The 13728-nt window shown below is 61.7% G+C and carries 17 protein-coding genes; 7 read left to right on the top strand and 10 right to left on the bottom strand.

Translation table 11 applies throughout. The features are described from left to right. The first annotated feature begins 44 nt into the window (after nt 1-44). The gene (locus GCT13_RS32475) at nt 45-872 is read left to right on the top strand and encodes an SDR family oxidoreductase (protein WP_152765196.1); all 828 of its coding nucleotides are present in this window, start codon (nt 45-47) and stop codon (nt 870-872) included. Nucleotides 873-951: 79 nt separating this feature from the next. Here GCT13_RS32475 and GCT13_RS32470 read toward each other — a convergent pair whose 3' ends face one another. Next, nucleotides 952-1869, bottom strand: a complete 918-nt coding sequence (locus GCT13_RS32470) for a LysR family transcriptional regulator (protein ID WP_152765193.1) — start codon at nt 1867-1869, stop codon at nt 952-954. A gap of 738 nt (nt 1870-2607) precedes the next feature. Further along, nucleotides 2608-3012 (bottom strand): hypothetical protein, encoded by a 405-nt coding sequence (locus GCT13_RS51355; protein ID WP_193727811.1) that lies wholly within the window; start codon nt 3010-3012, stop codon nt 2608-2610. Between the two features lie 130 nt (nt 3013-3142). On the opposite strand from GCT13_RS51355, the gene GCT13_RS51350 reads away from it, so the two are divergent. Both GCT13_RS51350 and GCT13_RS32455 read left to right on the top strand, forming a co-directional pair. Beyond that, entirely contained in the window at nt 3143-3517 is a 375-nt protein-coding gene (locus GCT13_RS51350) for a phasin family protein (protein WP_407670893.1), read from the top strand. Between the two features lie 240 nt (nt 3518-3757). Continuing rightward, complete coding sequence (locus GCT13_RS32455) at nt 3758-4825, top strand: hypothetical protein (RefSeq protein ID WP_152765187.1); 1068 nt, start codon at nt 3758-3760, stop codon at nt 4823-4825. 106 nt (nt 4826-4931) lie between these two features. On the opposite strand, the gene GCT13_RS32450 is transcribed toward GCT13_RS32455, so the two are convergent. After that, nucleotides 4932-5270, bottom strand: coding sequence for a DUF4148 domain-containing protein (locus GCT13_RS32450; protein WP_193727809.1), 339 nt, complete (start codon nt 5268-5270; stop codon nt 4932-4934). Nucleotides 5271-5372: 102 nt separating this feature from the next. Then, complete coding sequence (locus GCT13_RS32445) at nt 5373-6065, bottom strand: TetR/AcrR family transcriptional regulator (protein WP_152765183.1); 693 nt, start codon at nt 6063-6065, stop codon at nt 5373-5375. 71 nt (nt 6066-6136) lie between these two features. On the opposite strand from GCT13_RS32445, the gene GCT13_RS32440 reads away from it, so the two are divergent. After that, nucleotides 6137-6766: a glutathione binding-like protein gene (locus GCT13_RS32440; RefSeq protein WP_152765181.1), complete on the top strand. Its 630-nt coding sequence runs from the start codon at nt 6137-6139 to the stop codon at nt 6764-6766. 22 nt (nt 6767-6788) lie between these two features. Next, on the top strand, nt 6789-7139 hold the full coding sequence (locus GCT13_RS32435) for a VOC family protein (protein WP_152765179.1): 351 nt from the start codon (nt 6789-6791) through the stop codon (nt 7137-7139). A gap of 49 nt (nt 7140-7188) precedes the next feature. Here GCT13_RS32435 and GCT13_RS32430 read toward each other — a convergent pair whose 3' ends face one another. Both GCT13_RS32430 and GCT13_RS32425 read right to left on the bottom strand, forming a co-directional pair. Next, nucleotides 7189-8076 (bottom strand): ketopantoate reductase family protein, encoded by an 888-nt coding sequence (locus GCT13_RS32430; RefSeq protein ID WP_152765177.1) that lies wholly within the window; start codon nt 8074-8076, stop codon nt 7189-7191. Nucleotides 8077-8169: 93 nt separating this feature from the next. After that, on the bottom strand, nt 8170-9060 hold the full coding sequence (locus tag GCT13_RS32425; protein ID WP_152765175.1) for an alpha/beta fold hydrolase: 891 nt from the start codon (nt 9058-9060) through the stop codon (nt 8170-8172). A gap of 264 nt (nt 9061-9324) precedes the next feature. Between GCT13_RS32425 and GCT13_RS32420 the strand changes: the two genes are divergently transcribed. Continuing rightward, complete coding sequence (locus GCT13_RS32420; RefSeq protein ID WP_152765173.1) at nt 9325-10701, top strand: MFS transporter; 1377 nt, start codon at nt 9325-9327, stop codon at nt 10699-10701. Here the strand turns inward: GCT13_RS32420 and GCT13_RS32415 are convergent. The 3 genes from GCT13_RS32415 to GCT13_RS32405 all read right to left on the bottom strand — a co-directional run bounded on the left by GCT13_RS32415 (nt 10698) and on the right by GCT13_RS32405 (nt 12334). Continuing rightward, a complete protein-coding gene (locus GCT13_RS32415) occupies nt 10698-10958 on the bottom strand; it encodes an H-NS family nucleoid-associated regulatory protein (protein ID WP_152765171.1) in 261 nt (86 codons plus the stop codon). The genes GCT13_RS32420 and GCT13_RS32415 overlap by 4 nt on opposite strands. Nucleotides 10959-11027: 69 nt before the next feature. Continuing rightward, the gene (locus GCT13_RS32410; RefSeq protein WP_152765169.1) at nt 11028-11258 is read right to left on the bottom strand and encodes a hypothetical protein; all 231 of its coding nucleotides are present in this window, start codon (nt 11256-11258) and stop codon (nt 11028-11030) included. 257 nt (nt 11259-11515) lie between these two features. Next, entirely contained in the window at nt 11516-12334 is an 819-nt protein-coding gene (locus GCT13_RS32405; protein ID WP_152765167.1) for a hypothetical protein, read from the bottom strand. Nucleotides 12335-12414: 80 nt separating this feature from the next. Between GCT13_RS32405 and GCT13_RS32400 the strand changes: the two genes are divergently transcribed. Continuing rightward, nucleotides 12415-12756 (top strand): helix-turn-helix domain-containing protein, encoded by a 342-nt coding sequence (locus GCT13_RS32400; RefSeq protein ID WP_152765165.1) that lies wholly within the window; start codon nt 12415-12417, stop codon nt 12754-12756. A gap of 232 nt (nt 12757-12988) precedes the next feature. Here GCT13_RS32400 and GCT13_RS32395 read toward each other — a convergent pair. Further along, a partial coding sequence (locus GCT13_RS32395; protein ID WP_193727808.1) for an acyl-CoA dehydrogenase occupies nt 12989-13728 on the bottom strand: 740 nt, incomplete at its 5' end.

Genomic DNA, 13728 nt, shown 5'->3' with positions numbered 1-13728 from the left:
CAGTACCTTGCTCTCACCATTGAACGAATGACAGGAGACAACACATGAGCCAATTCGATTCGAAGATCGCCATTGTTACGGGCGGATCGCAAGGGCTAGGCGCCGCCATTGCCGCGCTATTCGTCGAACGCGGCGCGCGCGGCATCGTCATTTGCGGCCGCGCGAAAGAGAAAGGCGAAGCGAAAGCACGCGAACTGAGCCAGCTCGGCGAAGCGCGTGGCGCAAAGGTCGTGTTCGTGCAGGCCGACCTCGCGAATGTGGATGACTGCAATAACGTCGTCGCCACTGCGGATCAACAATTCGGGCGCATCGACGTACTGGTGAATGCGGCGGCACTGACCGATCGCGGCACGATCCTCGATACCGATCCCGCGCTCTTCGACCGCATCTTCGCGACCAATGTACGCGCGCCGTTCTTTCTGATGCAGGACACGATTCGCGTGATGCTGCGCGAGCGTATCGAAGGGACGATCGTGAATATCGGCTCGATGTCCGCGAAGGCGGGGCAGCCGTTTATTTCCGCGTATTGCGCATCCAAGGGCGCGCTCGCGACGCTCACGCAGAACACCGCGTATGCGCTATTGCGCAATCGTATTCGCGTGAACGGGCTGAACCTGGGGTGGATGGCTTCAGCCGGCGAAGACCGCATTCAACGCGAGTTTCACGGCGCAACCGACGACTGGCTGCAACAGGCGTCCGCCGCACAGCCGTTCGGCAGACTGATCGATCCAGCGGAGGCCGCGCGCGCCGTCGCGTTTCTCGCAAGCGACGAATCGGGCTTGATGACGGGCTCGATCGTCAACTTCGATCAGACGGTGTGGGGCGCATATGAAAATGCGCCGCATCCCGCCGAGCCCTTGAACTACGTCTGAGCGGCGTTGCCTGCTGCGTAGCATTGCGTTGCGTTGCATTTTGCGTTGCGTCGGATTGCGCAGCAGGCAAGCGCGAGCGTCACTCTTGCGTGATGCGCAGATCGGGGTTCTTCTGCGCGATTTCCGATACCCAATCGACAAACGCGCGCAGTCGCGAACTGAGATTGCGGCGATGTGGATAGACAACCGAAAGCGGCGTCGACGGAATGTTGTATTCGCTCAGAATTTCCCGCAGCGCGCCCTGCCTGATGAGATCGGCAACCATGAAGCGCGACGGCTGGATGATGCCGTGCCCCAACGCACCCGCATTGATATAGACCGAGCCGTCATTGACGGCCAGCACGCTCTTCATCTGCACCCTCACCACTTCTCCGCCGACGCTGTACTCGAATGGAAAGGTTCTTCCCGAGCGCGCCGACACGTAATTCACCGCCTGATGATGGCTGAGTTCTTCGAGGGTCTTCGGCGTGCCATGCCGTTCCAGATAGGCAGGCGACGCGCACGTGACGATGCGTGCATTGCCGATGCGCTTCGCAACGAGACTCGACTCTTCGAGCATGCCCATGCGGATCACGCAATCCACGCCGTCCTGGATCAGATCGATATTGCGGTCGGCGAGACCCAGGCGCACGTCGATTTGCGGATAGCGTTGATAGAAGTCTTCCAGCGAAGGCAGTAGCAACGCGCGCGCAAGCGTGCCCGATGTATCGACGCGTACCGTGCCCGTCGGACTCTCGCGCTTGTTCGACAACGACGATTCGGCGTCCGCCACTTCGGCGAGAATGCGCACGCATCGCTCGTAAAACAGCGCGCCGTCTTCCGTGACGCTGACCTGACGCGTCGAACGATTCAGCAGACGCACGCCTACGTGCTCTTCCAGCGCCTGAATCGTTCTGCTCACTTTTGCGCGCGGCAAATCGAGCATTTCAGATACCTTTGAAAAGCTGTTCGCATCTACCACGCGCGTGAAGATCTCCATTGCCTCGAAGCGGTCCATTTCCTGTGCCCTGTCATTGTTTGGCGGCGAAAACATCCGGCGTGGCGAGTTCTGCCATGTCGGAGGGTTCGACGTGCCGTCGGTCCGGCTGCCCGTCTGCGTTTTGCACGCAGCCTGGCTGACGCAAAAATAACATGGAGAAAATCGCCATGCGCGAGAAGGGGCGCGAACAACGGGGCTTTAGCCGCGAACGGTGAATCGCTCACAGCCGGTTTTAAACGGCCTTAAAAATAGCGCCGATTTTTAAGCCCTCGCGCATCGGACCATAGCCCGATTATGACTAATATAATTTCCTTCCCACGGAAAAGTGAATATTCACTCTTAAAGCGACGCTTTATCTATGATTCAAATCCAGCACCGCCAGTTTTAAGCAAATCCGCAAAAATGATTGCGAGTTAATCCCCGCAAACAGAGATGTTTGGATCGCGTATCGATACTTAAAAGTGTGACTATTTGATGTCATGTTCCACATAATGCTTGTGAGGCGCGCAGGATCTCAGGCGCGAGACGCAGGCAAACGATTGCCAGTTAACAGAAAAGACACCGGTACATTTTCCTGTTAATTGCGGTTTGCGCAGGCAATAATTGCCGCGCATTCCCGCGACAAAACCGGTCGCAAATATACCGCTAATTCCGATTGAAATTTGACAATTGCCGCATTAGTATGAGTACCCCGTCGATGTTGCAGCATCTTCGGACGGAAAACATCGAATCAATATTTACCGCTCGCAAATGCATTCAAAGGTCACTTATGCATGCGAGCGGGCGCGATGCGCCTTTCAGGAGACACACGTGCTCAGCCCACACGAATTTGCGACGCTCATGCTTATCAAGGACGCGAAACATCAGTCGGACCTCGATCATGCTGACCTGATCGCGCTGGCCGATCGCGATCTGATCATCATCGGCCTGCCTGACGCGCCCTGCATTGTTCCGTGCGTCACTGACCGCGGACATGCGCTGCTCGCGCGGCTCGGCGCTGCGCAGCCATGACGTCACGCGACGCGAATACGCGCCGTCGCCGTACGGATAACGAGTTACGGCAAATCCCATGCAACCGGTTGGCATCGATCGTCCAGCGATCGGTGCCAGTGAATCTTTCGCGCATTCAACCTTGCGAGGCCCTGCGATGTTCATCTCCATCGACGAAGTGACTGCCGCACAGAAAGCCCGGGTTCAGACGTTCTACGACATCGCGAATGAAGCGGTGAATGGCTTTGAGAAGCTCGTTCGATTGAATTTCCAGGTATTGCGCGACGGCACGCAGCGCGCGATGAATGCGCTGGCGAACGGCGAGATGCCCGGCGCCAGCGCAATCAAGGCCGGCGATCTGTCCGTCGTCGAGCGCACCGCGCTCTACAACCAGCGGGTGTACGACATCATCGCGGGTACGCAGGCGGCCATCATGAAGCATGCGACCGCGCAGTACGAATCGCAGATCGGCGTGGTCAAGGCCGATCTGGACGACGCCGCGCAGCGCGCGCCGGCGGGCGCCGAGGTCGCCATGACGGCGATGAACACCGCCATTGCGGCGGCGAACGAGTTTTACGAGAGCATCTGGAAGACGGCGCGGCAGGCGGTCGAAACCGCGGAGAGCAATCTGAACGTGGTGACGCGCAGCGCGAAAAACATCTCGCACGCGGCCTGAATAGAGAGGCTCGCGGCAAAATGGAGTAGGAAACCGGGCGCGATTCCCCGCGTCAGGCGCATTTTGCGGCCCGCTTTCAAGCGGGCTTTTTTTCGTCCCGCAGTCGCACATCCCCCGCTGTACATCTCCCGCTGATCATGCATATCGAGAGCGAGGCACGCGACGTGCTATCTCGCCACGGACGTCTTTTACCGGCACATGCCGTCCGCCCATGCCACCCACGCAAATATTTCTACACCGATGAAAAGACTTCCAGGTCTACTCGTCTGCTGCGCAGCCAGCCTGCTCGCGGCATGCAGCAGCGTCGGCCCGACGCAGCTAAAGGCCGATCAGGTCGACTATTCGCGCGCACTCGGTGAAGCAAAGAAGCGGGAAATACTCGCGGCCATCATCGCTTTGCGCTTCGCCGACGCGCCCTCGTTTCTGACCGTCAGCCAGATCATCGCGGCCTATAACGTCGACGCATCCGCTTCGTCCACGCTCAATGCCGGTTCGGGCGCCGTACCGAACTATGCGTCCGTGACGGGAACGGTGTCGTACTCGAACCACCCGACATTCACATTCACGCCGACGACAGGCGAAGCCTATGCGCAGGCGTATATCCGCCCGCTCGCGCCGACGCTCGTCCTTCCGCTCGCCGAAGGCGGCATACCGATCGATCTGTTGCTGCGCGTTTCGGCGCAATCGATCGGCGGTCTGCAAAACGGTAGTGCGCTCGGTGGAGAAAACAGTGCAGGGTCGCCGCAGTTCTTTCAATTGATCCAGGCATTGCGCCGCCTGCAAATGGCAGGCGAACTGAATGTCGAGTCGCGTACCGTGAAGAACGAGCAGCACGTCTACCTGATACTGGGCACGGCAACGACGACGGACGCCCAAAGAGCCGCGCCCGATCTGCAACTGGTGCGCAAGCTCCTGCATCTCAATGCGAAAACGGGCGACTATGAAATCGTTTACGGGCAGTCGTCGCGCGGCGGCAATCAGATTGCAATGCTGACGCGCTCGGTGCTCGGCATCCTGACCGATCTCGGCGCGCAGGTACACGTGCCCGATCAGAAGATCGAAGATGGTTCGACAAAGCCCACTGTCACGCTAGTCGGCGGCGAAACGCGGCCGACGATCATCGTGCAGAACGGCGACAAGCCGCCCGCCGATGCATACGCCGTCGTGCGCTACGGCCCGTCGACGTATTGGGTCGACCGCTCTGATTTCGATTCGAAATACGCGTTCACGGTCGTCCAGAACCTGATGGCGCTCGCCGAAGCGGAAACGAGCAGCAAGGCGCCCATCGTGACGATTCCCGCGAACTGATGCATACGCCAAAGCGGCAATACAGAAGAGCGGAGTTGCATTTTCACGCGGGCCGTTCTTGCTGATGCGCAATGGTCTTTCTTTAGTTGCTCAACCAACGTTGCCCTTACTGGCCGAAATAGACGCCCTTCGTACCGTCGTTGTTACGGTGGTCCATCAGCTGCAGCGCCATGCCCGACGCTGTCGTGCCATTCATCACGCCGCCATAGCCTTCCGTCTGGCCCTGCTGTTTCGACAGACGGCGTTCGGCTGCCTGCGCGTTTTGCGGATAGTCGGTGCGGTCGCCATCGCCCGGACGATAGCCCTCGCTTTCGACGTCTCTCAGGTCCTGTTTCACTTCGCCGCGAGTAAGCGGCTGATTCTGCTGGACGGCTGTTTGCGCGTAAGCCGCAGCGGAAATACCTGTCACGGCTGCAAGAATAGCGACATGCTTGACGAGTTTCATGACTCCCTCCATCGCGTAGCTAGTACAAGTGTTGTTGCGCAAACCCTGTACCAGTTGGACGCGATGAAAGGAGCATGAAACGCGCTAATCGACGCGCATCGTCTATTTCCTTGCGGACTTTACCGTGCGCGTAACAGATACGCCTTTGGAAGATTTCGGCGTGCTCTCGTTACACGCGCCGCAAATCAACGCGACTCCTTCTGCCGCCGTTGCGCGCAGCGAGGCCCGCGAATCGCCAGCGCGCGAACGCAACGCGAGGCTATGCATGATCGCTGACGCGACGCGCGCCAAAACGACCGCATCCGCATTGGCAGAAAGTTCTCCGTCAGCTTGCGCGCGCCGTATGCGCTTTTCGAATGCACGATCAAACGATTTGAGTCCTTGCGTCAATCGGGTGCGCACTTCTTCATCGACTTTCGATTCGACAACCGCCGTGCCGATCAGAAAGCAGCCACGCGGCGCGCCGCCCGCTGGCAAGTAAAGCGCGAGCGCTCCGTCATAGACGCGTAGCAATGCTCGCGCCAACGGAATGTCGTCGCTCAATGCAGCTTCCATTGCCTGCACACCCGCTTCGACATAGCGGTCCAGCGTGCTCAGGTAGAGCGCATGCTTGTCCCCGAACGCACCATAAAGGCTCGGGCGGTTCATGCCCGTCGCCTCGCTCAGCGCGTCGAGCGACGTGCCCGAATAGCCGTTCAGCCAGAACGCGTCCGTGGCATTGCTCAGCGCTTCGTCTGCGTCGTAAGCGCGTGGCCGGCCGCGCGTGCGTTTTTCGTTTTTTGTACTGTCTCGCATAGAAATATTTGACACCGTCGATTTTTGTTCACTATAGTACAAAAACAATCCAACGATCAGGAGACGTCGCCATGGATCTGTATTTTTCTCCGCTCGCGTGCTCGATGGCTACGCGCATCACGTTTTACGAAGCCGGCGCACCAGCCGGGTTCATTCAGGTCGACACGAAAAAGAAGAAGCTGCGCGACGGTTCCGATTTCTATGCGATCAATGCACTCGGCCAGGTGCCCGTATTGCGCACCGACGAAGGCTGGCTGTTGACGGAAAACACGGCTATCCTGCCCTACGTCGCCGACCGGTATCCCGCCGCAGGGCTCGCACCTTCACCTGGCACACCCGAGCGCGCGCAACTGCAGCAATGGCTCGGCTTTATCAGCACGGAATTGCACAAGGGTGTCTTCGTGCCGGTGCTCGATCCCGCCGCGCCGCCTGAAGCAGCGGAATACGCGCGGCAGAAGCTCGAGCGGCGTTTCGATCTGTTGCAGACGCATCTCGCGGCACACGAGTACCTGGTCGATCGTTTCAGCGTCGCCGATGCGTATCTGACGACCGTACTGAACTGGGCGAAGTATTGCGGCGTCGATCTCGCGCAATGGCCGGCTGTCGATGCGTATTTCCAGCGCATCGTCTCGCGCCCGCACGTAGCGAGAGCGCTATCGGAAGAGATGGCGTTGTTTCGTGAAGAACAGGCCCAGCAATAGCGGGCCACGTGAGGCTTGAGCGATGAAAGTCAACCGGATCGTCTCGAACGTCGAGGTCAAGAACACGGCCCAGGCGCAGCGCTTCTATCACGACATTCTCGGCCTCGACTTGCTGATGGATCTCGGCTGGATTCGCACCTACGGTTCGGACCAGTCGATGACCGTGCAAATCAGCTTCGCGCAGGAAGGCGGTTCGGGCACGCCCGTGCCCGATATTTCAATCGAAGTCGATGACGTGGACGCGGCATTCAGCGCGATGAAGGCAGCAGGCTTCGCAATCGAATACGGTCCCGTCGACGAGCCTTGGGGCGTGCGGCGCTTTTATGTGCGCGATCCGTTCGGCAAGCTCGTGAACATTCTTGCGCATCGCTAACACATGAACGCCCCCACGCGCGCAGGCATCGTGAACGCTGAACGCCACGCTACTTGCTCTCGATCAGCTTGACGAGCGTATGCAACAGCCGGTTCGACGGCGTGGCCACGCCGAGCGCTTCGCCGCGCCGCACGATCAGCCCGTTCAGATGGTCGATCTCGCTGCGCTTGCCGCGCGACAGGTCCTGCGCCGTCGACGAATATTGCCTTGGCATCGTCTCCGCGATCATGCGCACGGCCGCGTCGACGTCACCGGGAACGGTGATACCGTCCGCCTTCGCAACGGCAAGACATTCGTCGACGATGTCGCGCATCACGGCCTTCACGCCCTCGCCCTGCACGAGCTGGCCATAAGGCAACTGCGTGATCGCCGACAGCGCGTTGTACGCGCAGTTCAGAATCAGCTTTGCCCATAGCGCGCCGCGCACGTTGTCGGAGATCTCCGTCGGCACGCCCGCCGCGATCAGCGCCTGCACGACTTCCGCGCCTGCCTGCGACGGCTCGATCACCAGCTCGCCGCGCCCATGATGACGGGCATGCCCCGGTCCCGCCATTTCAGTCGCGACATAGACGACAGCCGCGGCCACTTCCTGCGGCACGACGCTGCGCACTTCGTCGGCATTCTCGACGCCGTTTTGCAGCGAGAGAACCAGCGTATCGGGCGCGAGAAAGGGCTTGATTGCGACAGCGGCGCTATGGGTGTCGGTGGACTTCACGCAGAACAGCACGAGCTTCGCGCCCTGCACGGCACTCGCGTTCGTACTGGCGGCGAGAGGGATGTGCTCGTCGAATGCCTGCGTTTCGAGCCGAAGGCCGCGACGCGCAATCGCGTCGACATGCTGAGGGCGTCCGATCAATACCACTTCATGTCCCGCGCGCGCCAGCATCCCGCCGTAATAGCAGCCCACTGCGCCCGCGCCCATTACCGCAACTTTCATAAGCAACGCTCTTTTGAATGGATTTGAACCGTCAAAAGTTACCACATGGCGTGCAAGGACGGATCGTCGTCGAACATGCAAAGACGCTTCTAATCAGGTGCGCGTGCGTACGTCGAGCAGCGCGTCGGCGAATGCGGCGGGCGCTTCCTGCGGCAAGTTGTGTCCGGCATTCCCGATCACGCGATATTCGTAAGGCCCCGTGAAATGCGGCGCATGATGCGCGGTGCCGCCGATGGGCATCACGCCGTCGACGCTGCCGTCGAGTGAAATCGACGGCACGCTGATGGGCGGTTGCGCGGCGAGCCGCCGCTCGATGTCGTCGTAACGCGGGTCGCCTTCGACGAGCGCATAGCGATGGCGGTACGAATGAATCACGACATCGACGAAATCGGCGTGATCGAACGATGCAGCCGTGCGTTCGTAGCATGCATCGTCGAAACGCCATGTGGGCGACCAGAGCGTCCACAGCAGGCGGCACAGCGCGCGCCGGTTTTCGGCGAGCCCCGCGCGGCCGCGCTCGCCGTGAAAGTAGTATTGATACCAGTGGCGCTGCTCGTTCTCGGGCGGCGCGGGCTTGCCCGACGCCGCGATGTCCTGGATGTTGTAGCCGTTGACGGTCACGAGCCCCTGCACGCGCTGCGGATACAGCGCCGCGACGATGCAGCCGGCGCGGCCGCCCCAGTCGTAGCCGCCGAGCAGCGCGCGCTCGATATGCAGCGCGTCGAGCAGTGCGAGCAGATCGGCGGCGAGCGCGGCCTGCTGGCCGGAGCGCGGCGTGTCGGCGGAAAGAAAGCGCGTGGGCCCGTAGCCTCGCAGATACGGCACGATCACGCGCGCGCCCTGCGCGGCCAGCAGCGGCGCGACCTCGTCGTACGCACAGATGTCGTACGGGAAACCGTGCGACAGCACGACAGGCCAGCCTTGCGAATCGCCCGTTTCTTCATAGGCGATGTCCAGCAGTTCGGTGTTCACGTGCTTCAGCATGATCGGCGGCTCCGCATCAAGCGCTGACGGCGACAACGCAGCGAGCGTTCATGGTAGCGCCGCCGCGCGAAATGCGCTGACGGCCGCACGCATGCGCCTCGTGAAAGACCAACGCGAAAGAGAAGTCGTTTTACCGCAAACCGATGTCGGATTCGTGCCATGCCGGCGACGCACGCGCCCGCTACATTCGACGAGAGAAAGCCGTAAAAAGCCCGTAAAACGTCGCGATCCGGGTGCCGCGAAAGACGAACGAGATTGAGCACGATGAAACAGGCACACGAATCGGCGGCCAGCCAGCCGTGCGGCGCATTCTCTCTGCCGGATGCGCAGCCGCGCGCCGATTTCATCGAAAGCGGTCCTTCGTCGAACGCGCGGGTTGCGCCCGTTCATGAGCCCGCGCATGAGCCCGCGCACGAACCGATTCCTGCACCCGTCCCCGCGCCGCTGCCTCCCGTCAGCAGCCTGCGCTCCACCGCGATCCTGCTGCTCGGCTACGCGATCCTGATCACAGGCAATGGCCTGCTCGGCACGCTGATCTCGCTGCGGCTCATCCAGCAACAGGCACCGTCGATCGTCGTCGGTGTCGTGCAGTCCGCGTACTACGTCGGCTTCATGCTGGGCGCCGTGTATGGCGGCTCGCTGATCGGGCGCGTCGGCCATCATCGCGCGTTCGTCACGTTCGCCGCGGCATCGGCGTGCTGCGCGCTCGGCTATGCCGTGTGGAGCAGCGCCGCGACCTGGGCCGCGCTGCGCTTCATCACGGGCTTCTGTCTGGTCGGCATCTTCACGGTGATAGAAAGCTGGCTGCATCAGGTTGCGAGCAACGCGCAGCGCGGACGTGTGTTCTCCGCGTATCTGATCACGAACTATCTCGGCGTCGGCACGGGCCAGTTTCTGATCGGCCTCGCCGACCCGGCGGGCTTCGAACTCTTCAGCGCCGTCAGCGCCCTGTTTGCGGCATCGCTGATTCCAGTCGCGCTCGCGGGCACGGCGCCCGCGCCCGCCATCGCTCACGATGCTCACGGCGCGCCCTACGGCTCGCGTCTCGCGCGCGGCCTGTCGGGGCTGCGGACGATCTATCGCTGGGCGCCGCTCGGCGTGGTCGCATGTCTTGCGGCCGGGCTGCTGAACAGCGCGTTCTATACGATGCAGCCGGTGTTCATGCGGCGCGTCGGCTATTCCGTGCCGGACGTATCGCACTTCATGGGCTTTGCGCTGCTCGCGGCGCTCGTGCCGCAATGGCCCGTCGCGCGTATCGCCGATCGGTTCGACCGGCGCAAGGTCCTGCTCAGTCTCGCCGTGAGCGCCGGAACGTTGAGCGTCCTGCTGTTCGTGCTGCGCGACGGCGTGCTGATCGAGGCACTCGGTTATCTGCACGTTGCCGTCGCGTTTTCGATGTATGGCGTCGTCGCGTCGTATGTGAACGACTGCATTCCCGCCGACGAGCGGATCGCCGTGAGCGCCGCCCTGCTGCTGATCTTTTCGTTCGGCGCGAGCGGCGGCCCGACGCTCGCATCCGCGATGATGGCCATCGCGGGCCCTGCCGGCCTCTATCTGTTCACGGCCCTCGTGATGGGCGTGCTCGTTCTGCTGACGCTGCGCAGCCTGCGCGCGTCGGGATCAGTGAATCGTTCCGTCTAGCCCTGCTCGCAGCGGAAAAAGTCGATGCTTTGGCCCGATGCTACAGCGCGGCGCAGCCAGTCGGGCAAGTCACCCTGGCCGTCCCAGACATGCCCGAGCGCGTCCTGATAGCGTATCGCGCGCGCCGACTTTTGGTCTTCGGCAAGCGACCGCTCGATCGCGTCGACGGTGATGCCGAACTCGGTCATCTTGTGCCGTATCCACGCGATCAGGCGCTCTCTGGCCTGGCCGTCGAGTTTTGCGATTGATGTAGACATTGCTCGCGCGATTCGAAAGGTGATGGGTTCAACGATCCATTCGTACGGGCGTAGCCATGCGTGACGAACTCAATTGCGCCGCCGCGCGTCATGGCGAACCGCCGAGTCGAACAGCGCCTGAGCACGCGCAAGCTCGTCGAGCGCGCGGTCCAGTTGCGCGACGGCGGCTGCATACTCGACATTCGATGTGCCGTCGTCCGGATCGCCGCGCACGGCGCGAAACGCAAGATCGACATTTCGTGTCGCCTGGACAAAGCGCTGCGCGGCTTGAGCCTGCCGCGAATGTGTGATCGCCGACATAGGCATTCCTCCGTTTCGTTTCAGGTTCGTGTACTTCACTTGCGCAAGCTTACGGTGCAGCAATAGCTACGAGGTCGAGCCAGCGACTTGAACGGATAGCGGTTGCAACGCATTGCGCGACACGCCGATTTTCTCTCCGCTCGCGGCGGAGCGCCAGGGCGGGAATACAACAACACGCGCTTTTTTAACGCGAGCACTGGAAATTCAGTGTTCCCAGGTTCCATGCAATATAAACACTCGCTGACCGTCCACGTCAGTCATGTCGCGAAACCCGGTTGCGCATGTGCCACGTTGCTGAACGCAGCCATGGCTTCGATGGGCGGCATATCGAACAGATCGCGCGTGAAGCCGCGCACGCGCTCTTGCGGCGGCCGGCTGCGCAAACGCCCGACCATATCGATGAACGTTGCGAGATCGCCGTCGCGGGTGGCCTTGTTGATCTCCGCGAAATCGCGCGCCTTGAGCACGCCGGGTTGCGTGAGCCGCACGAAATACGGCGCTTCGAGTTCGATAGCGAGCGCAATCGGATAGCTCTTGCCGGTCTTGCCGGTCTCGCCAATCAGATTGCCCGCGCGCGCGATGCAGTCGACCACGGCCGTGCCATGCGCGGCGCCGAGCGCTTTGCCCGTGCTCATGCCGCGCAGATGTTCCGGGTACACGCGCAAACGCGTGCCCATGCTCAGTTCCGTCGGCGAAGAGCACACCAGCGCGTAATGCTGTTCCCTGCGCTGCCCGGAAGGCAGCGTCGCGCGGCTGACGATGAACGCGTGAGGCGGAAGCTGCCGCACCTGCCCCGTGCTGTCGATCCACGCGTTCCACAGCAGCATGTCTTCCTTTTTGCGGCCGACGGGTCTGGGCTTGCTCGATGCCGGCGAAAAAAGCGCGAGCAGCGAGCCCGTGCGATGCGCCGCGACTTGCGCGCTGTTGCCCAGCGACTGCCCGACGCCCCACAGAAAACGCCCGCCGCCCAGCCTGCGCTCCCATTCCTTTTGAAGGACGACGACAGGCAGATCTTCACTGGACTCGTGGCCTGTCTTGGTCCAGCAGAACGTGGGCGGTAGGTGCTTCAGTGTCATTCACTTCCTCGGGAGGCGGCCATTCGTCAAAATTGATCGGCCAATTCAATAAGCGTTAATGTATAGATATAATGCGTCGAATGGAAGCCCCGAAGAGCGATTTTCCCGTGCAGGACCTGATGCGCCGCTTGCTGGCGGATACGCGTTCGTCCAGCGAAATCGCGAGGCTTTCTGGAGTCAGCCAGCCTACCGTGTCACGGCTTCGGCTGTCGGAGGGGCAGCGTGTACGCAAGAGCGCATCATTCAATAAGCTATGCAGTTTCTACGGCGTGGAGCCGCGCCGCGCGAGCGGCCGGGCAGCGGGCTACAACGAGATGCTGCGCAATGCGATCGTCGACGCATGGGACGGCTCGGAAGAGCACGGCCGCGCACTGCTCGTCGTGATCAAAGGGCTAAAGGGGTTGAGCGGGAAGATGGGGTGAGCGGCACGTGTCGGGACGCTCGACGGGCTATGCCGTGCGGGATGTGTTGGTGCGGGATGTGTTGGTGCGGGACGCGATGGAAGGGCCGCGTGGCGGCCGCTGGTGAAGAAGGAAGGAGCGGATAGCGATTGCGGTTTCGTTGCTTGTCCGCATCGCTACGCATTGAGTGAAACATCACGGGCAGCGTTGGATGTCGCTGCCCGCTTCGATAGGGCTTGTCAGTACCCTGTCCTCAGAACTGATCTTCCGACAGCGCCAGCACGCCGTCCGCGCCGTTCGCGCTGACGATCGACGCTTCCAGCGCCACCGCCTGCGGCAGCACGTGCTCCGCATAGAACTGCGCGGTGGCGATCTTCGCACCGTAGAACGACGGATCATCCTCACGCTTCGCTTGCGCGACCAGCATCGCACGCGCCATCTGCCAGCCGCCCAATACGATGCCCGCGAGCTTCAGATACGGCACGCTGCCCGCGAACACCGCATTCGGATCGCGCTTCACGTTTGCGACGACAAAGGCCACTACCGATTGCAACGCATCATGTCCATGCGACAGATGCCTGTGCATCGACGCGAACGCCGCGCCATCGTGCTGCTTCAGCGCTTCGACGGTCTGCGCGATCTCGGCGAGCAGCGCTTGCGCGACCGCACCACCATCGCGCACCGTCTTGCGGCCGATCAGGTCGTTCGCCTGGATCGCCGTCGTGCCCTCATAGATCGGCAGGATGCGCGCGTCGCGGTAGTACTGCGCCGCGCCCGTTTCCTCGATGAAGCCCATGCCGCCGTGCACCTGCACGCCGAGGCTCGCCACGTCGATCGACAGCTCCGTGCTCCAGCCCTTCACGATCGGCACCAGGTATTCGTAGATCGCCTGGTGTTCGGCACGCTTCGCGTCGTCGGGATGGCGGTGCGCGAAATCGCAGTGCGACGCCGCGACGTACGCGAGCGCGCGCGACGCTTCCGTGAGCGCGCGCA

It is taken from the genome of Paraburkholderia franconis, assembly GCF_009362735.1.
Taxonomy (GTDB): Bacteria; Pseudomonadota; Gammaproteobacteria; order Burkholderiales; family Burkholderiaceae; genus Paraburkholderia; species Paraburkholderia franconis.
This window is presented reverse-complemented; position numbering and strand designations above follow the sequence as displayed.